This is a genomic window from Paenibacillus sp. ov031, assembly GCF_900143165.1.
Classification (GTDB): Bacteria; Bacillota; Bacilli; order Paenibacillales; family Paenibacillaceae; genus Paenibacillus; species Paenibacillus marchantiae.
Genome location: NZ_FRDO01000001.1, coordinates 1,661,285 through 1,682,373 on the forward strand (window position 1 = coordinate 1,661,285; position 21,089 = coordinate 1,682,373).

General features: G+C 44.6%; 17 protein-coding genes and 1 pseudogene. 2 read left to right on the forward strand and 16 right to left on the reverse strand.

The genetic code is table 11. From position 1 onward, the window contains the following. Window positions 1–78 precede the first annotated feature (78 nt). The 3 genes and pseudogenes from BUA17_RS07060 to BUA17_RS07070 all read right to left on the reverse strand — a co-directional run. Window positions 79–1,767: an extracellular solute-binding protein gene (locus BUA17_RS07060; protein WP_083584605.1), complete on the reverse strand. Its 1,689-nt coding sequence runs from the start codon at window positions 1,765–1,767 to the stop codon at window positions 79–81. 200 nt (window positions 1,768–1,967) lie between these two features. Beyond that, window positions 1,968–2,681, reverse strand: a complete 714-nt coding sequence (locus BUA17_RS07065) for a beta-glucanase (RefSeq protein ID WP_063563771.1) — start codon at window positions 2,679–2,681, stop codon at window positions 1,968–1,970. 268 nt (window positions 2,682–2,949) lie between these two features. Further along, window positions 2,950–3,471 (reverse strand): annotated as a pseudogene (locus BUA17_RS07070) (CocE/NonD family hydrolase C-terminal non-catalytic domain-containing protein); the annotation flags it as partial. A gap of 263 nt (window positions 3,472–3,734) precedes the next feature. On the opposite strand from BUA17_RS07070, the gene BUA17_RS31565 reads away from it, so the two are divergent. Then, entirely contained in the window at window positions 3,735–4,016 is a 282-nt protein-coding gene (locus BUA17_RS31565) for a TetR-like C-terminal domain-containing protein (protein WP_244552088.1), read from the forward strand. Window positions 4,017–4,370: 354 nt separating this feature from the next. On the opposite strand, the gene BUA17_RS07080 is transcribed toward BUA17_RS31565, so the two are convergent. Next, entirely contained in the window at window positions 4,371–5,204 is an 834-nt protein-coding gene (locus BUA17_RS07080; protein ID WP_072733055.1) for an alpha/beta fold hydrolase, read from the reverse strand. 108 nt (window positions 5,205–5,312) lie between these two features. On the opposite strand from BUA17_RS07080, the gene BUA17_RS07085 reads away from it, so the two are divergent. Beyond that, window positions 5,313–5,870: a TetR/AcrR family transcriptional regulator gene (locus tag BUA17_RS07085; RefSeq protein ID WP_072733056.1), complete on the forward strand. Its 558-nt coding sequence runs from the start codon at window positions 5,313–5,315 to the stop codon at window positions 5,868–5,870. Window positions 5,871–6,183: 313 nt separating this feature from the next. Here BUA17_RS07085 and BUA17_RS07090 read toward each other — a convergent pair whose 3' ends face one another. The 12 genes from BUA17_RS07090 to BUA17_RS07145 form a co-directional block, all read right to left on the reverse strand. Next, window positions 6,184–7,923: an ABC-F family ATP-binding cassette domain-containing protein gene (locus BUA17_RS07090; RefSeq protein WP_072733057.1), complete on the reverse strand. Its 1,740-nt coding sequence runs from the start codon at window positions 7,921–7,923 to the stop codon at window positions 6,184–6,186. Between the two features lie 291 nt (window positions 7,924–8,214). Next, window positions 8,215–8,424 carry a hypothetical protein gene (locus BUA17_RS07095; RefSeq protein ID WP_063563765.1) on the reverse strand — a complete coding sequence of 70 codons (210 nt, stop codon included), beginning with the start codon at window positions 8,422–8,424 and terminating at the stop codon, window positions 8,215–8,217. A gap of 177 nt (window positions 8,425–8,601) precedes the next feature. Next, complete coding sequence (locus BUA17_RS07100) at window positions 8,602–9,384, reverse strand: SDR family NAD(P)-dependent oxidoreductase (protein ID WP_072733058.1); 783 nt, start codon at window positions 9,382–9,384, stop codon at window positions 8,602–8,604. A 93-nt stretch (window positions 9,385–9,477) separates the two neighbouring features. Then, window positions 9,478–10,053, reverse strand: coding sequence for a dihydrofolate reductase family protein (locus BUA17_RS07105; protein ID WP_072733059.1), 576 nt, complete (start codon window positions 10,051–10,053; stop codon window positions 9,478–9,480). 333 nt (window positions 10,054–10,386) lie between these two features. Next, the gene (locus BUA17_RS07110; RefSeq protein WP_072733060.1) at window positions 10,387–11,034 is read right to left on the reverse strand and encodes a hypothetical protein; all 648 of its coding nucleotides are present in this window, start codon (window positions 11,032–11,034) and stop codon (window positions 10,387–10,389) included. A 473-nt stretch (window positions 11,035–11,507) separates the two neighbouring features. Further along, window positions 11,508–12,788: a glycoside hydrolase family 125 protein gene (locus BUA17_RS07115; protein ID WP_090950513.1), complete on the reverse strand. Its 1,281-nt coding sequence runs from the start codon at window positions 12,786–12,788 to the stop codon at window positions 11,508–11,510. 152 nt (window positions 12,789–12,940) lie between these two features. Then, a complete protein-coding gene (locus BUA17_RS07120) occupies window positions 12,941–14,569 on the reverse strand; it encodes an alpha-amylase family protein (protein ID WP_090806720.1) in 1,629 nt (542 codons plus the stop codon). Window positions 14,570–14,577: 8 nt separating this feature from the next. Beyond that, window positions 14,578–15,405 (reverse strand): carbohydrate ABC transporter permease, encoded by an 828-nt coding sequence (locus tag BUA17_RS07125; protein WP_063563760.1) that lies wholly within the window; start codon window positions 15,403–15,405, stop codon window positions 14,578–14,580. After that, the gene (locus BUA17_RS07130) at window positions 15,405–16,292 is read right to left on the reverse strand and encodes a carbohydrate ABC transporter permease (RefSeq protein ID WP_063563759.1); all 888 of its coding nucleotides are present in this window, start codon (window positions 16,290–16,292) and stop codon (window positions 15,405–15,407) included. The genes BUA17_RS07125 and BUA17_RS07130 overlap by 1 nt, the downstream gene beginning before the upstream one ends. A gap of 105 nt (window positions 16,293–16,397) precedes the next feature. Further along, window positions 16,398–17,690: an ABC transporter substrate-binding protein gene (locus BUA17_RS07135; RefSeq protein ID WP_063563758.1), complete on the reverse strand. Its 1,293-nt coding sequence runs from the start codon at window positions 17,688–17,690 to the stop codon at window positions 16,398–16,400. A 123-nt stretch (window positions 17,691–17,813) separates the two neighbouring features. Next, on the reverse strand, window positions 17,814–19,322 hold the full coding sequence (locus BUA17_RS07140) for a response regulator transcription factor (protein ID WP_072733063.1): 1,509 nt from the start codon (window positions 19,320–19,322) through the stop codon (window positions 17,814–17,816). Beyond that, a complete protein-coding gene (locus BUA17_RS07145; protein WP_072733064.1) occupies window positions 19,303–21,075 on the reverse strand; it encodes a cache domain-containing sensor histidine kinase in 1,773 nt (590 codons plus the stop codon). The genes BUA17_RS07140 and BUA17_RS07145 overlap by 20 nt, the downstream gene beginning before the upstream one ends. Between the last annotated feature and the right edge of the window lie 14 nt (window positions 21,076–21,089).

Sequence of the window (21,089 nt, forward strand, 5' to 3'; positions counted from 1 at the left end):
CATTGCCGGAGATCTTCTCCAGCAATGCCTCTTCAAGTTGTTTAGCGCGTTTACAAAAATGCGGTGTTTTATTCGTTCTTATTTTCCGCTGGTTACAGACTGATACCACTCGTTCACTTCCTGCGTGATCTGATCCCCGCCAGAAGATTTCCACTTCTCAACAAAGGAGTCAAATGCGTCAATCGAAGTTTTGCCATAGATAATTTGAGCAAACATGTCCTTCTCCATCTTGGCTAATATATCATTGTTCATCTGCATGGTCATCGTAGGAGCGCCAGTGAACATCTGGCTGTAAACAATGTCCTTTTGATCCAAAACAATCTTGGCTGCCTCCAGCATCGGTGCCGGTACTCCAGAATTGATTTTTTTCTCGAAAGGCGTCGTGGCCTCTTCGCCGCCGGCAAGCTTCGCGAGCGTTGTCATGCTCAAATTCGGAATTCGTGCTCCGTCAAAGGTCAACGTGTATTTCTCAGGAGCATAACCGTCTGTAAGGCTTGCATCCGTAGAAGGTTTACCATCTACCATTACCCAATCATATCCTTCGGCGAAGCCATGTTCGAATTCATCGCCCTCCGGCGGATTGGCATAATGATCAAACAGATAATTTTGGTACGTGAAAAATGTTTCCGGGTTCTTCATATCCTTGTTAATCAGGATCACGCCGTTACCATTAGATGTACCATGTCTGCCTGCTTTGCCCTCAGGTCCGGCCGGAATCGGATACGCCTTGTATTCAGCTTCAGGATTATTTTTCTTCACGTCCTCCAGCGGCCATGACGGCATCCAGTGAGGCCCCACGACGATACCTGCTTTGCCTGCAGTAAACTCTTCAGCAGCCTTGGTCTCATCATATACGCCCGCTTCTTCAGGAATATACCCCTTGCTCATCCAATCTTGCAATGTAGCAAGAGCCTCTTTGGCGCCTGGCGTCACCGAGCCGTATTCGAGCTTTCCGTCTGCGGTCAGGTTCCACTGATTCGGCATCGTGCCATAAGCTCCAAAAATCCAGCCTGCATCAGACATCCAAGTATTTATCCAGTTCTTGAATCCGATCGTCAGTCCGAACGTATCCTTTTTTCCGTTTCCATCCGGGTCTTTATTTGTAAACGTTTCCATAATAACCTCAAGATCACTTAATGTTTCGGGTGCCTTCAGATTAAATTTCTTCATCCAGTCTTCCCGAACCCACATGACTGGGTCTCCGTTGTAAGCATAATCCAGAATGGGAATACCGATTCGTTTACCGTCCTGCATGTAAGGATACCACACGGAAGGATCTTCATTCACAGCTGATTTCCATGCATCGCTCGCATATTTATCAAATAATTCGCCGGCATCGACAAACTTGCCGGTTTCGATCAACTCACGCACCAGATTGAACTCGCCGCGATACGAAATAATGTCTGGCATTTCTGCATTGGAAGCAAGCGACAGACGCAGCTTCGTTTCAAAAGCGTTATTGGTGGACGGAGATACCCACTGATTTTTCAGTTCAATCCCCAGCTTGTCTTTTGCCCATCGGGTATGAACGTTGTTGTCCTGATCCTCTCCCGACTTGAACTTCACATCTGGTCCCCACGGCCGCAAATATGTGATGCTCACTGGCGGATCATATTTTCCATCCTTCAATTCCAATGCAGTACTTGGTGCACTTGGCTCAGCTTCTTTGCTCGGCCCGCTGCTACTGCATCCACTCAGGACGGCTGACAACGCGAACATCCCTGCCAGCGCCAAACTACCTATTCGTTTCTTTTTGCTAGTGTCCAACCTTTGTTTCCCCCTGTCTATGTAATGTTGTTTACAGAGTACATCATAATGAATAATCGATGTATAAGCCCATACTAATATTGCAACATTTATTGCATTAATTTAGGATATTGGAAAATGGATATGAATCTTGTATAAATGCAATCCTCTTGAGATACAAAAAAAAGCAGCCTGACGAACGGCTGCTTCTTCATGTGATTCTAGTTACTCGTATATTTCACCCAATCGTATTCAGCGTAGAGCGGATTAGCCCCGTTATATGGACCAAGCCAGTCGTCAACGCCAGTTCCGTTCCAGAGGTTCATCATGATTTTGCCGGGTGTAATGGGAATGTTGGACGTTGCAGTATGTTTCAGCACACCGTCCACATACCATTTGATATAACCTGGTTGCCAATCGAAAGCATACGTGTGGAAGCCTTGGGACGCATCAAAGCCAAGATTAATAATCTTCTCATGACCGCCGACTCCGTTCGTATAATAATTGAACTGGACTTTCGTAGTGTCTTTTCCCAGGAATTCAATATCAATCTCATCCCACTGCGTGCCATTTGCAGGCCCTGTATAGGTGAAGAAAGAAGAAACGATTCCCGTATTCTTCGCAGGCTTCATGCTCACCTCGTACAAACCATATCCATAATTGTTGGTTGATCGATATTCCCCGCAATCGAATTTGTTGTATGCAGAACTTGTTAAGCCGAGCCTGAGTTTACCGTCACTCGTAAAATTAACATTGTTAGCCCGCCAAGTACAATTGAACATTGAACCATTGGAGTAACCGTCTGCTTTTTGCCACGTACTCGGGTTGAAGTAACTTAATGGCTCCCAGAACACATACCCGGCGAAAGCGCTTACGGAAAAGAATAAAGAAACGAATCCTGACATAATTAATGTGTACCATGCCTTTCTTTTCATCATACACCTCCATCACTGATTCCAACCTTCAAGCAATCGTTATAAGTCAATTGGCATAAGTCATTCGTGAAAATCAACTACATTAACAGCCTTTCAACTTATAAAACGCTTTCATGGTTGGTGCTTCTATTTTATATGGATCAGGATAGGCGAACTATAACAAACTTTAAAGAATGAATATTCAATTTTCAAGATAATCATTTCTACATAGATTCTTTTCAAGAACTTCTGCCCAAAATAAATATGGGTTCATTAATCAGGGCTTTCACTACTCTTTCGAAGGAATCACCGGTACCAAAAGGAATGAATCATACTTTCCACCGACATGAATGGAATGAGTTCCTTTGTTCACTGTATCGGTGTGCCCATAACCCCTTGAACCTGTTGGGTTGTCATCGATAATGATATCACTACCTTTTATAACCAGCACCAGACTTTCCCCACTTTTGAGGAAGACGCTTGAAGGCAATATTTCAATTTCTACCGGCACGATCTCACCTTTAGTAAGCTTCAATAATCTCTTGTGCTTCAGTACAGGCTGATATGGCGTAGATTTCACAGGATCCAGCTCTCTATGGGAAACTCTTAACCATCCACTAGCCACCTGACCGTTTTCAATATGGTTGAAGTCAGGCAAGAATACTTCATTACCCCGTCTGTCGAATTTCTTAATGCCGACAAAAAGATCCATATCATCCGTGTCATCGGTGGAGACCCAGAGCTTGAGCTTCATATTTCCGGTGATCTCCATGTCCTCGTTGGCGGTAAATCTAAACCGTAAATCACTGTTTGCAGTCTGACCAAGCTCGGCATTAAAGGTCAGTGTGGATTCGTTCTGAACCTCTGCTGACGTATATTGTGACCTTATGCTCACTATCAAGACAAATTTGATTTAATGACAAAATGCGAAGAGGAAATTATGCTTGATTTGTCCAGACTTACGAAAGAAAGCTACCCAAGTGTTATTTCCGCACTTGAAACTGATTCAGAAACGTTAATGCCATTTACCTTTACTATTCATTTTTTGAGTATTTAAATATAAATAGCGGATTTATGAAAGCCGTGTTAGGTCTAAATGGAGATTTAACATTTCAAACCAGATTGAAAGAATTCATGTGGGAAACACTCTATGGAAACAATCCAAATGCTTTTTTAAAGGAAGAAGATTTCCTTGTTGCAGGACAATATTTAGCTGCTTATATGGGAAGTGCGATAATAGGGGTATTTCAACAAAGGTTGGAAAGTGGCACAAAAGAATCTCCTCTTGAAATGGCTCGTATCCTAACAACCATTTCGGTTAATGGTCCCTTCTTCGCAGCTGGTTTAAAAAAATAATTCACCCAGAGAATCTGATTTTGACATTAATCATGGGTCGTAAGGAATGTGAATACTAACCGATAGCGCGGGGAATCAGAACTATTGTCGAATTCTTGCGAAACTAAATAACCAGCCACCGGTAGGATTACGGCGACTGGTTACTTAAAAGAACAGTATTAATATGAAACTCTACACTTATATGCCAATGATCGGCACATAGTTGACGCTGTGTAGGGAAACTTTGAAGACAGCCAGCTTGCCTTAAACCACGATATTAAAGGGACGGATGATTGCTCATCAACCCCTTTTAACATATCCTTCTCAGTGCTCTACTCTCAAATTCACTTTGACAGCTTTTCACCGCTTCTTACATTAAACAAATAATTCTTCTAAAGTGTGAGCAAATTCCTGCGGCTTTTGAGCATAGCCTAAATGAGCGCCTGCGATGGAGTGAATCGGTAAACCAAGTTTCTCGGATAAGTCTTTGACTACATCTTGAGGAAAGGAGCCAACGGAATCTGTTCCATTAAATAAGACAATTTTAGCTTTTTGATCGGTCAGCTTGTTGATATCGATTTTACGGCTAGTATATTGGCGAATTTCATATTTGAACCAATCAACCATTCCTTTAACCACGGGATTATCAACTTTTTCAATCGAAACTGCTGGCTTAGCCATCATCTGGGTATCCATCGGAACGGTATGCATAACTTCAGCGAATAGTTTCATGGCTGCTGCCATTCCCTCTGTTTGAAAAGTTTCAACTATTTTATCATTCATTGCTGCCCATTCTGCGGAATCAGCCAAAAATGTGTTAATAGGCGGTTCATGGAATGCAATTTTTTTAACAATATCAGGATGGTCTTGCAAGGTTTCCATTGCGACAATTGCTCCTGAACTGCTGCCTAAAATATATATAGGTTCATCACTTAGATGTTTTGCCAAAGCAGCTACATCATTAGCGTCGGTTTCAAGACGGTACGTGCTATGTGGATTGTGAGCATCTTCTGGCAACGGTGATGTTAATTCACTCTGTCCGTAGCCGCGGCGGTCATATGTTACCACAGTATATCGGCTTTGTAGAAATTTTGCGGTGCCCGTATAAATATCCCCAGTGCCATTAGCTCCCGGAATAAAGAGGAGAACAGGACCTTGGCCCACTGTTTCATAATGTAAATTGGCACCATTAACTTGTAATCTGCTCATTGGAAATCGCTCCTTTAAAAGTATTTGAAAACTATTGCTAACTCATGACATGAACTATATACTCATGGTATGAGTTGGTCAAGTCAGCAAACAAAAAAGGATGGAATTATGACAAAGAGAATTAGTTTATCAAGAGAACTTGTCCTTGAACAAGGCTTAAAAATCAGCAGTGAACTGGGCTTTGATAAGCTGACCTACAACGGGTTGGCCCGTTCATTATCCATTCAGCCACAGTCGTTATATCGGTATGTAAGTAATTTGGAGGATTTAAAAAGTGGAGTTGTAGCTATCTACATAAAGGGCTTGGTCGACTTAATCTACCATGAATTATTAGCGTACTCTGGAAAAGACGCGTTACGTAAATTTGCATTATGCGTAATTTCATATTCACAATCTAAACTCACATTCCCAGAAATGGTTGGAGGACTGGCTGAATTCAGCTATACCGAAGCCGTTTCGCAACAAATGGAACATTTGCATAACATTTTAGTTGAACTTATTAAAGCCATTACAAAAGATCAATCAAAGATTGAACAAAATGAACAATTATTTCTGAGTTATGTACTTGGACATCTGCAACTCATGAATAATGGGATTGCTCCGAAAAAAGTAAATATTCAACAAAACTTTGAAGAGAACATTGAACGATTATTCTCGTTATTTTAACGGAGCGACTCTTATTATCCCTATCTGAATTACAATTATTCCTTAAAGTTACTCATGCGGATCAGAAAGTTGGACTCCATCCTCATAACAACAAACTATTAATGAGAAGAGTCAATAGTCCTTTATAGGAAGGAAGAATCATTATCTACTGTTCTAAAATAAAAGCACCCCAAGTGAACCACTGACTACGACAAGAGCTATCAAGAAATCAATGCAATAAAAAAGACACTGATATTTTATTCATCAGTGTCTTTTTTATGGATACTTTTCAACCAACATCATGTTTCATCGTTGAACTCAAGACTAATTCACTTTAAAGCAACTTAATTAGCTCTTCTAGCTCATCGACCAAACCTTTTGCAAGTTCAAAATTCGTATCTTTTAAAGCCAATTCTATTTTCATTTCAACAGACTTTTTCTTTTGTTCAATTTCTAGATAGTCTTCATTAAAATGACTCGCATAAATCATCTGTCTAAATTCTAGTATACTCATTTTACTAATCGTCTTGTCCTCAATAATTAAAACATAATCCATACCATTAACAACAGAATAGAAATCATGAGAAATCATGAGAATCGCACCTTTGTAGTCCTCAATAGCTTTCTCCAATGCGATTTGTGTATAGATATCTAAATGGCTTGTCGGTTCATCAAGAAGCAGTAAGTTTGCTTGACTGGCAGAAACTTTAGCCAACTGAAGCATATTTTTTTCTCCGCCAGATAACGATTCGATCTTTTGATCCAGGATTTCTCCTTCAAAGCCATAGTTTGAAAGATACGATCTAATCTCATCATAGGTTTGAAACCCGGCATCTATGAATTCATTTAGTATAGTATTCGAATCTTTTAGCATTTCGCCTTGAACCTGAGATAAATAAGCCACATTAACCTCAGCATTTATTTCAATGGAATCCTGATTATTTTTAAAGATTTCTCGGAGTAAAGTCGTTTTCCCGGTACCGTTCGGACCGATCAGGGCTACTTTATCTGTCGATTTGATCTCGAAGTTCACTTTTTCCAAAAGCAACTCGTCAAAGGAAACGCTATAATTATTAACGTTAACCACAACGGTGTCTTCCATTTCCTTATCGATACCAAAACTGATATTCGGCTGCTTGATATCGACAAATGGCTCTTTGATTCGACGTGCTTCCAATCTCTCTTGAAACTTGACTCTGGCTTTTAACGCTCTGCCTCTGGAGGCTTCCGAATTATACGTGGCAATCTCTCTAAGATTGTCGATGATGTGATCGTATCTCTCAATTTCTTCAGCTTCAGCAACCGCAATTTCTTGCAGCTCGATCTTAGTCTGAAGCAGCGAGAAGTTATAATCGATATACCGCCCATCAAACTCTTGGATCTCCGTGTTTTCAAGGTGTATAATTTTGTTGAAACAATGATTCAATAGATATCGGTTGTGCGTCACAACTAGCAGCATTCCCTTGTGGGAATTAATAAGTTTTTTAAGCGCATTTAGGTTTTCAAAGTCTAAAAATACATCGGGTTCGTCCATAATCATTAAGTCTGGACGACTGAGCATTTCCTTCATCACTTGAATAAGTTTGAATTCCCCACCACTTATGGCGGATATACTAAGATCTTTGAGCTTCATGAGGTTGGCAAGGTTTAACTGTTTATTGATGTTTTTTTCGAAATTATCCCCATCCATCGCCTCGAAGGCATCCAAAGCCAATTGAACCTTTTCCATCAGGGAATCCATATCCGATGTGGTGGCCATCTCCGCATAAATCGCTGTAATTTCATCTTGTATCTTGATGAATTCTTCTGCGATATATTCAAAAACGGTCATTTCTTTCGTTTTGTCTACTTGTAAAAACTGACTCACATACCCGATTCTGCAATCGGGGTCTATCTCTAACTTGCCCTCGAACAAATATCGTTCCGGATCCATCAGGATATCGATCAGTGTACTTTTCCCACTGCCACTTGTTCCGATAAAAGCACAATGTTGTGCCTCTTCAAACGTAAATGAAATGTTTTTATATAGTTCCTTTTGTGGAAATGAGAAGGATAAGTTTTCAACTTTTATCATAGTGTTACCTTTCTTTATAACTAAAATGGTGACTATTATTAAATATATTGTCGAACACAGACTTTTAGAGTAACACTGTTTACCCCCAAGTTCAATCTATTTGTAGCCCCTTACCCTCACTTCGAAATTCTAGTACTTTCTTTAAAATGGTGACTTGTTGGACGATTCTCAGAATTAATCATTGAACTTGTACCGTAAAAACAAAAAAAGCCGCTAATTGCGACTTTCAAAGGGATCTACCTTTCCCCCGACACATGTACGTACCGGTTCCAGTCATTTATAACACTCCCTTCACTCTTTCTTTTTTTTGAAGAAATCGAACTTGATCACATAATCAAAGAGAAAGGTGATTGCAACAGCTCCAAGTGGAATCATTGCATAGGCCCAAGGCGGATTATTCGGAGCTTCACCAGGGGGTGCGTCAATTAAAATCTCAAAAAGAACAACACAGTAAATTACGGCCAAAACAATACCTGTTACGTTCCTATCTTTTTTACGCATAGCTACTTTCACCTCCCTTACTTACGTTATTCTTCCCGTTAATCGACACCATGTTCTTATCGATTCCAGCATTCGGTACAAACTCTTATCCCTTGCCATTATTTTTCAGGAAAAAAAGCCCCAATTTGGGGCTTGTTATTGAGTCACACTATTAACATATACCCCTACATATCATTTTTATAATACAGAGGATGTACCACCATCTATGTTCACGGCAGTTCCTGTTACATAGGAGGCTGCACCCGACACAAGAAAAGCAATCACTTTTGCCGCCTCTTCTGTTTGACCTATTCTCTTGAGTGGGATACCGTGAATGGGGTTAGAAGCGAACTCCTCCCAACTCTGCTCTGGTGCTGAAGCCTTCCACATCCGCTCAATCTGATCGCTACGAATCAGACCGATGCACACGGCGTTAACACGAATATTGTCCTTGGCGAGGTCTTTGCTCATGGCCTTCGTTAGTGCAAGTCCTGCCGCCCGACTGACTGATGTTGGCAAAGATGATGCAGATGGTGTCTTCCCTACAGTCGCCGTCACATTAAGGATGGAACCGCCACCTCTTTGACGCATATGAGATACTGCTGCCTTAGAACTGTGGACTGCTCCTAACAATTTCAAATCCAGATCTGAATACCAGCTTTCGCTGCTAACCTCTTCAAACGGATTAGCCGCAGCCGTTCCAGCATTGTTAATCAAAATATCCAATCCACCGAAATGCTGCACAGTCTGCTCTACCACACCTCGTACCTCTTCTTCTACTGAAATATCTGCAGAGATGACCAGTGCATCTGTCCCTGTCGTTTGCTTAATACGTTTCGCCGCAGCTTGAAGCGCCTCTTCGTTGCGGGCAACGATTGCCACCTTTGCGCCTTCCGATGCTAGAACAACTGCTGTCTCTAGTCCAATTCCTTTGCTACCGCCTGTTATTAGTGCAATTTTATCCTTTAATCCTAAATCCATTTGTATTTCCTCCCTTATTGCCTCCACTAATTGAACTAGACTGGTTATATTCAACTATCATTCCCGTTAGCGTAATCATCTTAAGTGACAAGGTCATCTTACCGTCTGGTAAACGAGGCCTATCGCTCCAGAATCAAAGGTCTTGTTTTCGATTAGCTTAAGATTGACCATCTCCTTGAGACCTTGAAATAACGGCAATCCTTTACCGATCAGGACAGGAGAAACCGTAATCTTATACTCATCAATTAAATCAAGCTGCATAAGATGGTGTGCTAACCTAGGACTACCGAGGATGACCATATCCTTGCCTGGCTGCTGTTTGAGGTTATTGATCTCTTCCTCGACATTTTCTTTCACGAGTCTGGAATTATTCCATTCAACTTTCTCCAGCGTCGTGGAAAAAACGATTTTGGCTGTGTTTTCGATCCACTCGGCATGATTCCGTTCATGCTGCGAAGCTGATGGGTTTGAGGGTACAGATGGCCAGTAACTGTGCATCATCTGATAAGTCCCACGCCCCCAAATGACAGTGTCGGCAGTACTCAGAATTTCTTTCGCGTGTTTCTCCAAATCAGCATCGTAGGAAACCCAGCCAATGTCCATTTCACCATTCGGCCCTTCTACAAAACCGTCAAGCGATGCGTGCAGAAATAGAACGAGTTTTCTCATTTTCAGTTCTCCTTTGTTCAAGAGGGATATTTACATTTTACATTTACTACATTTTACCATAATTTAAGTTGGGTTGTTTCTTATGGATTGCTAATCTCTAACCTGTCCGTTAACAAAAAAAGCAGCCGAATTTGGTATTACCCCCTTTTAGTCGATAAGGGATCAAAGACATCTTTAAGATGGACTTATCTTGCACAACGAAGGGGATAACACCAATATTGCCACTTTCAAAGTTGATCAGTTTCATATCCATCGATATTTATTCCCGACCGTAAAGTAAATTACACCATCAGTCTATTAATAACTACAACGCCTTTCGCGAGTGTAGTTCATTTATTGTGCTTGTTGTTCATCTGCATAATACCTTTCATATTCTTTAGTCAACGTGTATCGCTGTACACCTTTGCACGCATTCATCGCTTCCTTAGTGTGTTGGATAGCCAGTTCGCGCCGACCCAATTTGCGTTCTATTTCAGCAAGAATCGCAGATCGCATCCATTGTCTTCTAATCGATTTCAGATGCTCCCTTGCTTGCTCACTCTTCTCTTCCTCCGAAAACAAAAACGTCTCGTAATATGTACGATAATCTGATCTGCGCATCTGGAGTACCGCTTGCCGAACGGCAGTGATGTCCTTGCGATAAGCACCGTAAGCTGCCTGATATATTGCTTGCCTCGATTTTATCGTCGTCTGTTTTCTTAGTTTTTCCATCGTGATCTCGACTTCATCATCCAGTCTGTTGGCAGTCACATAAAAAATATAAATATAAGGCGTATGATGATTTTTACGTAAAAAAGCTTCCACACGGTCCATCCGGGTTTCCCATGCCATTGGGTACAAAACGTGAATCGTAAACGCAATAAGTGTGGCCACCAGCACCGTTCCTACGATAAGAAAAACAGATTGTTCCTTCCACAACATCACCAGCACAAATACAAATACAACGGAATAAAACGTAACATTCCACCTACTCATTCTCATCTATCATTCCCTTCAGCATCTAAATCATGAAGTTTCTATTATATCAAAATTAAAACTATATATTGTATAAATTCAGGAGACAAAGATTGATATCACCAACAAAATAGAATTTCAACAGATATGGTGAAAACAAGTCTTCAACGTGCTTCCTGTACGCTGTGAGAACCATACGTATAGCTCGCTGTATGTAATGACAACAAAACAGGGCATCTTCAGTAGATGCCCTGTTTTGTTTCAAAAAATGGTCTTCCGTTCATCACACTTGTTAAACACCCAAATTTGTTTTGTATTCAGCATTTTGCAAATGTCCGAACTGCTGAAATATTCATCCCCGTCCCAGTTTCTAAATGAGCCACTGAAACAATACAGATTCCGCTTAAGGTCCGTATTAGGTTTAGGTTCTGGGTTGAGATTAGAGTTGAGATTAGAGTTGAGATTGGAATTGAGATTAGAGCCTGATCGAATCTCGATTCTTATTCTCCTTCATCGACATATTTCATTATCAGCTCACTGCAAATGGAGTTGGCCCAGGCGAACCAAGGTCTGGTGAATTTCCCGGGATCATTGACATCAAAACCTTCATGCATAAACCCGGTATCGGCATCTGTTGTCTCCAGCAGAACCAGCAACTGTTCCAGCTCTTCAGGGTCCTCGGTAGTCAGCCCTTGCATCGCCAAGGCAATATGCCAGATGTAATTATGCGGGGTATGCGGACTGCCAATCCCCTTTGCTTTTTCACCAGCAAAATAATAGGGATTATCCTTACTCAGAATAAACCGTCGGGTGTTCAAGTACACCGGATCATCGGCCTTGCAATATCCAAGATAAGGAAGGGACAACAGGCTGGGCACATTCGCGTCGTCCATCAGATTGTAGTTGCCCATTCCGTCCGTCTCATAAGCATAGATTCGTCCATATACGGGATGCTCCGTGATCGCATACGTCTGAATGCCTTCTTCGATCTCATCCAGCAGCAGCTGGGACCGGCGGCCGATATCCTGATGTCGTAGTACATCTTTATTAATCTCCACAATATAGCGCAGAGCCACGGCAGCGAACATATTCGCCGGAACCAGATACCCGTAAGTGCAAGCATCATCGCTTGGACGGAAGCCGCTCCAGGTCATCCCGGTATAAGCTACAGGCGTGCCGCGCCCACCATAACTCAGCGTATCCGTCTCCGGGCAGTTCAATCGCTCAAACGTGTACGGAGATTGCTCGTGGCGCTGTTCTTTTGTCCACAGATCGAGGATATTCAAAACTGCTTCCTGAAAAACATCGTCGAAAATCTCAATATCGCCGGTTGCCTTCCAAAACAGATACGCCAGCTGTATCGGGTAACATAGGGAGTCGATCTCGTATTTGCGTTCCCACACCCAAGGATTATGTTCGGTAATATCGTCCTTGTGGCCGTGATTATTGCCTTCACGGTTGAACGCATTGGCATACGGGTCCAGATTAATGTAAAACATTTGCTTGCGGATTACCCCTTTGATCATATCAGCTAGTTCGGAGTCCTTCACGGCATCGCCAATATAGTGCCGCACCTGGGCAGAGGAATCTCTCAGCCACATTGCCGGTATATCTCCCGTAATTACAAAAGCCGTTCCGTCTTCAAGTTGCTGAAAGGTGGTCTCCAGCGTGTTGGGATAACAGTTCTGGAACAGCTGCGCCAGTTTGGGGCGGTGGGAAAGCTTGCTTGTTACACGTTCAATCGTCTCCTTGATAGCGGTGATGTCAGATTTCATTTCCATAATCCTCCGTTGTTAATTATTATTCTATCTATATTTGGGCTGAGCCAAAATCAGCGGTTCACGTTGTGAATAAAGACGCTACATATTCAAAAGGTTCTTATGCTCTATTCGCACTTTATATCAACCTCTGATTCTTAAATTCAGCCTCTATATCAGTTCCAGCTAAAATAGCCCGAGCAGGCTTCGATACTCCCCTTATCCGTCCAGTCATAATCTGAAATTACCCCACCCGATTTCCAGCGGGAAGGTGCCATATTGGAGAGCCAGTCCAATGGCTCAGAGACTGCTGTAGCTATAGCTGCCCGTTCAAAGGCTTCGGTGACCGCCTTGCGCTGTTCACTGCCCATGGCTTTGGGATCGGCCGACACGAAGAGCGGGGTGCCGCTGCGCGACAGAACATCCAGCCACTGTCTGTTCATTTTCCAATCCACATTGTTAGTCAATCCCACACAATCAGCGTCCACGGCATAGAGCGTGTCATGCTGAGGCATTCGGAAGGCCAAGGTGTTGATCCCCATCCGGCGAGTGCGTTCCCATTGAAGACCACTGGTATCGTCGCCGGTACGCTGAATTTCAAAGATGCCTGCCGACAAGTGGGACAGTGTGTTGCAGCCGATAATGAGCGTATCTCCAGCATTACGTTTGATCGCCTTGTACAACGCAAGAATAATCTCTGCAGATGTCCTGGAACGGTCGGCGAAATGCCAGCCGTCATCGGTAATACCCATGCCAAAGCGGCTGCCCCAACGACCAAACAGATCATAGGTTGTAAAATCATGCTTCAGCAACTTGTAGCCCCAGCCTGTATAACGGGCTACATAGTCTGCGATGGACTCCAGCACCTCCGGAATGCTGGGATCCAGAATGTAACCTTCCGGCTGTTCCGCTTTTGCTAATGGATTGTTTAGCAGCCACTCCTTGGGCGAATCCATCGTTGTCAACAGCGGGCGGAACCACATGCCAGGACGCACGCCCGTCTCTGTCATTTGCCTGGCCAGCTGTTCCATATCCGGGAACAGCTGCTCGTCCGGCAGCCATGGCTGATGGCGGCTCGCGGCAAATTTGCCCCAGTTTTTCTGCCAACCGTCGTCTATGACCATGTATGGACGATTGACAGAAGAAGTGGCCAGCGAGGACATCAGCTTGCTGTCTTCAAGAATCTGTCCATGGGAGCTGTGCCCATAGGCATAATACCAGTTGTTTCCCCCGTAGACGGGGAATTTCGGCAGCACCGGTTGCTCGCACATTACACGGCAGAACGCCTGCGTTGCCTCAAATGGTGTCTCTCCAAGCTCTCCCTTACGGCTGACCACTTCAGCCGCCTCGAGCTGGCGACCACTCAGTAGCACGCCCGTACCCCCGCATCGCACATCAAGGACCAGCGTCACCCAGTGGGCGTCGACGAACCAACAGCATAGCGAGGCAGGCCCGGTCTTCACGCCGTAACCATGCGTGATGCCGTCTTGGAGGGCCATGAAATACCAGGGCATCTCCCGGTCTGGCATAATACCCGCCCATTGCAGATCACCATAAGATCTCTCCCAGTGGTCGCCGAGCAGTCTAACATGCTCGCCGATCTCCCGGTTCCATCTCAGCGCAATCCGGCTAACCGGAGTCTGATCGGCAGATAGACTCACGCCTAGGCTTCCGGTCTGCTTACGTACCTCTACCCGGATATCCTTATCCGTATATACGCCGCTTTGTGACTCCATGCGGCTCCAGCTTTTGTCCTCCTGGACCAATACGATTTCGGGAAGTTCAATAAGATCAAGATAAGCCATACCATTCCTCACCCTTTCACAGCACCCGATGAGATGCCTTTAATAAATTGTTTCTGGAAAATCAGAAATAACACAATCATAGGTGCCGCCGACATTAAACAACCCGCCGCCACCCAGTTCATCTGCGATTGGTACTGCCCAACGAATCTGGACAAAGCCACCGTAAGATTCTGCACATCCTTGTTCTGCAAAATATAGAGCGACATGCCGTACTCGTTCCAGATACCCACCCCTTGTAGAATTACCACTGACGCCGTAATCGGCTTCAGCAGCGGCAGAATCAGCTTGAAGAAAATACCGATTCGGCTCGCACCGTCAATATAACCGGCTTCATCCAGTTCTTTGGGGATCGAACTGATAAAGCCCGTATAAAGAAAGATGGACATCGGCAGTGAGAAGGCAGTCTGAACCAGAATCGCTCCCCATAGCGTGTTCAGCGCATGCATTTTGATCAAAATCATATACAGTGGCACAATCAGCGTCAGCGAAGGAATGATCATACAAGCGATAAAGGTGGTATAGATCGCTTTATTCAGTTTAGACTTGTTTCTCGACAGCGGGTATGAGGCCATGGAAGAGACCAAGATAACAAGTAGTAACGTAAAGACCGTAATAATAATATTGTTCATGAAAGCTGTGCCGAGACCCGCGCTTTTCCAAGCATCCACAAAGTTCGCAAATACAAACTCTTTCGGAATGCTGATCGTCGACTTGTAGTCGGTTACATCCTTCAGTGAGATGTTGATCATCATATAGAAAGGGATCAGCGGAATCAGGCATATGATTAGACTGACAACGGCAATGAAGATTTTCTTGACGGTATTATTCCGCTTCATCAATATTCGACCTCCCGTTTCCGCAGATTACCCAGCACAAGCAGACCGACGACACCGATAATGACGAACATAAAGTTTCCGACCGTTGTGGCATAGCCTGCATCCTGCTGCCCCGAGTAGACGGAGTACATGAATGTGGACAGGGACGAAGTTGTATATCCAGGTCCGCCATTCGTCAAAGCCATGATAATATCGAACAACTTGAGACCGCCGATAAGATTGTACACGACATTAATGGTGATGGCTGGCATAAGCAGCGGCAGGGTAATCGATCTGAACTTAGCAAAAGCAGAGGCACCATCCAGATCGGCCGCTTCATAGTAATCGGAAGATATCGACTGGAGTCCAGTCAGATAGATAATCATCGCCGGTCCAATGAACTGGAACGTATTCACAATAATGATGCTGGTTACAGAGCTGCTCCATTGATTAAGCCAGTTCTTCGGCTCTATGCCGAACCAGGAAATCACTTCATTCATCGTTCCGCCGTTATATTGGAAGAAATAGTACAAGATGTATCCCATAATGAGCGGTGAGACAATAACGGGCAAATACACGATCGTACGGACAACGCCCCGCAGACGGAATTTCATATCTACAAACAGTGCATACAGCAGCCCGAATAAGTTCTGGAAGACGGTACTCAGAATTCCATATAAAAAGGTATTGAAAATGACAAGCCCCATATCTTTATCCGCAAACAGGCGGGCGTAATTTTTCCACCCAATAAAATTCCGTGCTTCAGAGTAACCGTTCCAGTCAGTAAATGAGATCATAATGCCCTGAATGAACGGGTAGGCAATAAAAACAAAGAAAAAGATCAGTGCAGGAATGTACATTACGTTGATGCTTGACTGGGAATGTCTTATCTTTTTGAAGGTGTTCATTCGGCTTTACTCCTCCTATCTGTATTGCTTATCTTTGGCCTGAAATGAAGATACCTTCATCAGTCCCAAAGAGGGAACTTATGAAGGTACGTTATCCATCAAACCTTATTTATCGAGCAACCGGGTATAGCTATCGTTCATGTCCTTGGCAAATTGATCCACGGAGTACGACCCGGTGAACAGCATTTGACCGTATTTGGAGATAGCATCCCACATTCCACTTGGCAGGAAGGCCCGGTCAAAGTAAGGCACAATTCTCGCATTTTTGGAAGCTTCGTAATAAGGCGTCATCTCTCCCAAGTCCACATTGACATCGGTAAAGGCCGAGCGGATATTCGCTTCTTCACAGAGCTGCTTGTTGATCTCTGGCTTGGCAAAATACGCGATGTATTTCTTAGCAGCTTCCATATGCTTCGTGTTCTTCGAGATCCCCCAGGCATCAGTCTCTCCACCAACCAATACAGGCTCATCCTTATCGGAGAAGGTCGGAATTGGGAAGAATCCGATTTTCACATTGGGATTGTATTTCACTGCGGAATCCTTGATTCCAAATCCGGTGATAGCAATAAGCGCCTCATTGTTAGCAATGGCTTTGGCAGTATCGTCATTCTTGGCCGTAAGAATATCCACGTTGACATAACCCTTGGCTTTCATAGTCTGGAACAGCTCGCCAAGCGGCTTATAGTGATTCCAATCGAACGTGCCGTTCTTCAATTCTTCGCCGTAGTTATTGTTGCTGTCTGTCGTAAGCAGTGTGCTGGAGAAAAAATCTACAGCCTGGCCGATCGGCCAGCCGTCGCCACCGCCAATATGGATCGGAACTACTTTACCACCACTCTCGGTTTTAACCTTCTCACACAATGCCAGCAGCTCATCTACCGTCTTCGGCACTTGAAGATTGTATTTCTCAAACAGATCCACATTGTAAGCGATTGCAGAAGTGTCAGAATCAATCGTCATAGACAGCACCCGGCCATCCGCATCCGTTACCTGCTCTTTCAGGGAAGGAATTAAGCGGGGTACCCATTCCTCATTCGAGAGATCGGCCAGTTGGTCGCTGTACTTGCCAATGGCCCAGCCATGTGTTGACCAGATATCCGGCATCTCATCCGATGACATCTTGATCTTCAGGATGTTCTCATATTCCTTACCCGGGGCATTGAAATCAATTTTGATGCCCGGATTCTCGGCTTCGAATTGTCTCGATACTTTCTCCAGAGCGGCTGCACCTTCACCACTACGCTGGGTCCATACGGATAAAGTAATGGTATCTTCCTTACTGGAGCCTCCAGATTCCTTGCTGGAGTTGGAGCTGGAACAGCCGGTAAACAGTGCGGCAGCCATCGTCAGCATCATTGAAACCGCTAACATTCTTTTCAATCTTTTTCCTTTTGCCATCTGTCTGATTTCCCCTTCTGCATTTGTATTTGTAAGGCTTAATTCAATTCTAGGGCAGCCGCAACTGAATGTGCAGATAGCCAATCTACACTCCAGGTGCAAATTTCTATAATATCGGAGGGCTCACTTCGCTCGAAGCTCCGCCCTAAACTCCGAAGGGTAACTTCCACTATGCTCTTTGAACAGCTTGGCAAAATGTTTGGGACTGTTAAAGCCCACTGCTGCCGCTACCTCCTGCACCTGAAGGTCATGTCCAGCCAGCAGTTCTTTGGCCTTAGCAATACGCAGGTGGGTCACATATTTGACGAAGGTGCTGCCTGTTTTTTTATGGAAAAGTGAGCTGAGATAATTGGGCGTGATACTGAAAATCTCTGCTACCCCCGCCACGCCTATATCTTCGGCATAATTCCGCTCAATGTATTCGACGACACGATCAATCATATCCGTACTGCCTTCGGTATCACGGAGCAGTTCCTTCTCTCCACGTTCGAGCAGTTGTCTCCAAGCTGCAGCATCAGGTAGCGACTTTTCACGGGGGTCTGTGCCTGTAGACAACGCATTGTTGAGAAAAGATCCGGCATGATTTCTGGCCTGAATCGGCAGGCTGTCGTACCCTTTATCCAAGAAGCTCCCGATCCCTCGGCTAAGCATGACATACCGGTAGTAATCCTTTTTCCTATAAGTGTCAGCAAGCTCCACCAGCGCTCTAGACCATTCCCTCGCTTCCTTGGATAGCGTGCCCACCAGCCCGGATAGCTCCTTCCAGCGGATTAGATCATTGCGAGCCAGCAAAGCCTTTATCAGCAAAGCAGCTTCAATAATAGCGATATGGGCCTCCAGTTCTTGCAATCCGGCGCAAGGTTCGCCTGCCAAGGCATAGAATCCCAGACTACCACCACTCAAGCGTCCCAGCACCTTATTGATTTTGCCATAAGCGCTCTGCATCACCCACTGCTCCGTATGTTCATCTTCCCGGTCCCAGCCAAGCATGATTCCCACCGTACCTCCGGGTACAACGACCAGCGCAGCGCGCAGGCTCCGATTATTCAATTGCTGGACTGCGTTCTCCATCTCCGTATACCAGCCGGTAAGTTCCTCGGAATGTTGCCCCTTCTCCACATACCTGTCCAGTGCAAAAAGGATAGGCACATAGCTCAGTTGCTTCAGCTCATGTCCCTCCGGCAGCGTTCTGAGGCTCAGCGTGCGGTTAAATACAGCCGTCAAATTCTGCTTGAACGTGCTGCAGCGAACCTCGGTCTGTGCCAGCATTCGCTTCCTAATATCAGCCGTAATCAGCTCCAGTTGCTCCGGGGAGACGGGCTTGAGCAAATAATCTACCGCGCCAAGCTGTAGCGCTTTTCTGGCATATTCAAAATCAGCATAACCGCTGATCACAATCCATTGCGTCTCCGGAGACAGACCATAGGCCTGTTGAAATGCTTCAAGACCGCTCATCCGCGGCATCTTGATATCCAGGAACACCACATTCGGCTGAATCTCCCGAATCTTGTCCAGTACCTGGTGACCATTCTCCACCTCAATAATGGAGTACTCCTCCGTCAAAATTTCTTCCAGCATTTTTACCAGCCCGATCCGAACGTAGTACTCATCATCAGCTATGACGATCTTCATCGTTATCATCCTCCAGTGGAATGGTTATTGTAATTCGGGTGCCCACGTTCACCCTGCTCTGAATATTTAAATCGGCTTTCTTATAGGCATATTGAAGTCTGTTCTTCACATTGGTCAATCCCACACCCATCCATTTTGAACCTTCGGTCTGCTCCAGACCGGTGCCAGAATCCTCGATGACAATGACCACACAGCGCTGGAAATGCACAGTTTCTATACTCCCCAAGACCGTCAGTTGACCCGTTTCGCCAAGCGGCTCAATACCGTGCACAATCGCATTCTCCACCAATGGCTGAATCAGCAGTTTCGGGATTTTCATTGGTTCCGCTTCTGGGTCCAGTTGGATGGTGTATTCCAGCCGATTCTGGAATCTGAGCTTCTGTAGATAGCAGTATTGATTCAGCATCTGGAATTCTTCGTTCAGGGTTGTCCAATCGGCCTGCTCTGTCATATAACGCATCATACCAGTCAGTGACAGGATTGCTTGCTCCAGCACCTTGCTGTCGCCCAGACGGTTGATGCCAATCATTGTATTGAGCGTGTTGTATAGAAAATGAGGTTCAATCTGGGATTGCAGCGCCTTATACTCTGCGGATTGCTTGCTCAGAACTGCCCTATATTCACGATTCAACAGGTTGTTCACTTCGCTGAGCATCAAGTTGAAGGAGCTGCCAAGGATGGCTATCTCATCTCTTCCTCTCACTGGGACACGTACATTGAAATTGCCGGTCTCTACCTTGGCCATCACATTCACCATTTTTCGCAGGGGCTTCATCATACGTTGTGACAGAAGCGCCACCAGAAGTACAGAGAAAATCGAGACTAGAACATACACCCCTGTAACTGTGGCCTGCATAACATTAATTCTGTTGATATATTCCGTCTCAGAGACCATAGCCACCATGTTCCAATCCGTCTTCTCAATATGCTGGGTTGTTACACTGTACACCTCGCCGTGATCATCAATTTTGGAGGAATTGCTTTTGTTGCGGAGTTCTTTTAGCATCGTGTCCGATAACGGTTTGTTGGAATAGATCACATTGCCTTGCTCGTCGATAACGGACATAATCGAAGACACATTCAGTTTGATTTTATCCAGTATGACAGACAGCACCCGAGTATCCGCATCCGCCTTAACAACGGCGATTGGCTGTCTTGTATCCAGATCCTTGACCAACTTCACTATAGAAAAAACTTTATCTGCGGCCGGATCTGTCAGATAGTCCTGCTTATGCGAGCTGATGAATACCGTCTTGCCTTCGGCTGCTAACGCTTGTTTGTACCAGGTCTGTTCCGTAAAGGGATAGTCGCTGACCAGCCCACTATTGTTGGTGTACACGGCGAACACGGTCTTTGGAATGAAGCACACTAGCGTCCCTGTTATATCCTTACGCAAATTCTGTGTGTAATTGGGCAGGGTCGTGTTCATCGTTCTTGTGGCTTGCAGCTGCTCTAAGAGAGATACCGTCTTTCCGCTGTCAATCTTCCGAAAAGTGTTAAAAGCATCCATAATGGAATCATTCAGATAAGGCACCACGACGAGTCGCTCCAGATCCTCGATGTACGTGTTCAGGTTAATGAGCGCAGATGAAATCGTAGCCTGCGTGGCGAAATTTATATCATGGGTCATATTCTTGTTATAATAAGAGGGTACGAATAACACGAAGGCTAATGCTGGTATAAGTAGTCCAATTAGCGAGATACCGATCATTTTGAAGCGGACACCGAGGCGGGGTTTCAGGGTTGGTCTCATCGTTGCACCCTCTC

Coding starts and splice junctions, on each gene's coding strand:
- BUA17_RS07065 (WP_063563771.1), bottom strand. CDS start 2,681: ATGAAAAGAAAGGCATGGTACACATTAATTATGTCAGGATTCGTTTCT.
- BUA17_RS31565 (WP_244552088.1), top strand. CDS start 3,735: ATGAAAGCCGTGTTAGGTCTAAATGGAGATTTAACATTTCAAACCAGA.
- BUA17_RS07080 (WP_072733055.1), bottom strand. CDS start 5,204: ATGAGCAGATTACAAGTTAATGGTGCCAATTTACATTATGAAACAGTG.
- BUA17_RS07085 (WP_072733056.1), top strand. CDS start 5,313: ATGACAAAGAGAATTAGTTTATCAAGAGAACTTGTCCTTGAACAAGGC.
- BUA17_RS07090 (WP_072733057.1), bottom strand. CDS start 7,923: ATGATAAAAGTTGAAAACTTATCCTTCTCATTTCCACAAAAGGAACTA.
- BUA17_RS07095 (WP_063563765.1), bottom strand. CDS start 8,424: ATGCGTAAAAAAGATAGGAACGTAACAGGTATTGTTTTGGCCGTAATT.
- BUA17_RS07100 (WP_072733058.1), bottom strand. CDS start 9,384: ATGGATTTAGGATTAAAGGATAAAATTGCACTAATAACAGGCGGTAGC.
- BUA17_RS07105 (WP_072733059.1), bottom strand. CDS start 10,053: ATGAGAAAACTCGTTCTATTTCTGCACGCATCGCTTGACGGTTTTGTA.
- BUA17_RS07110 (WP_072733060.1), bottom strand. CDS start 11,034: ATGAGAATGAGTAGGTGGAATGTTACGTTTTATTCCGTTGTATTTGTA.
- BUA17_RS07115 (WP_090950513.1), bottom strand. CDS start 12,788: ATGGAAATGAAATCTGACATCACCGCTATCAAGGAGACGATTGAACGT.
- BUA17_RS07120 (WP_090806720.1), bottom strand. CDS start 14,569: ATGGCTTATCTTGATCTTATTGAACTTCCCGAAATCGTATTGGTCCAG.
- BUA17_RS07125 (WP_063563760.1), bottom strand. CDS start 15,405: ATGAAGCGGAATAATACCGTCAAGAAAATCTTCATTGCCGTTGTCAGT.
- BUA17_RS07130 (WP_063563759.1), bottom strand. CDS start 16,292: ATGAACACCTTCAAAAAGATAAGACATTCCCAGTCAAGCATCAACGTA.
- BUA17_RS07135 (WP_063563758.1), bottom strand. CDS start 17,690: ATGGCAAAAGGAAAAAGATTGAAAAGAATGTTAGCGGTTTCAATGATG.
- BUA17_RS07140 (WP_072733063.1), bottom strand. CDS start 19,322: ATGAAGATCGTCATAGCTGATGATGAGTACTACGTTCGGATCGGGCTG.
- BUA17_RS07145 (WP_072733064.1), bottom strand. CDS start 21,075: ATGAGACCAACCCTGAAACCCCGCCTCGGTGTCCGCTTCAAAATGATC.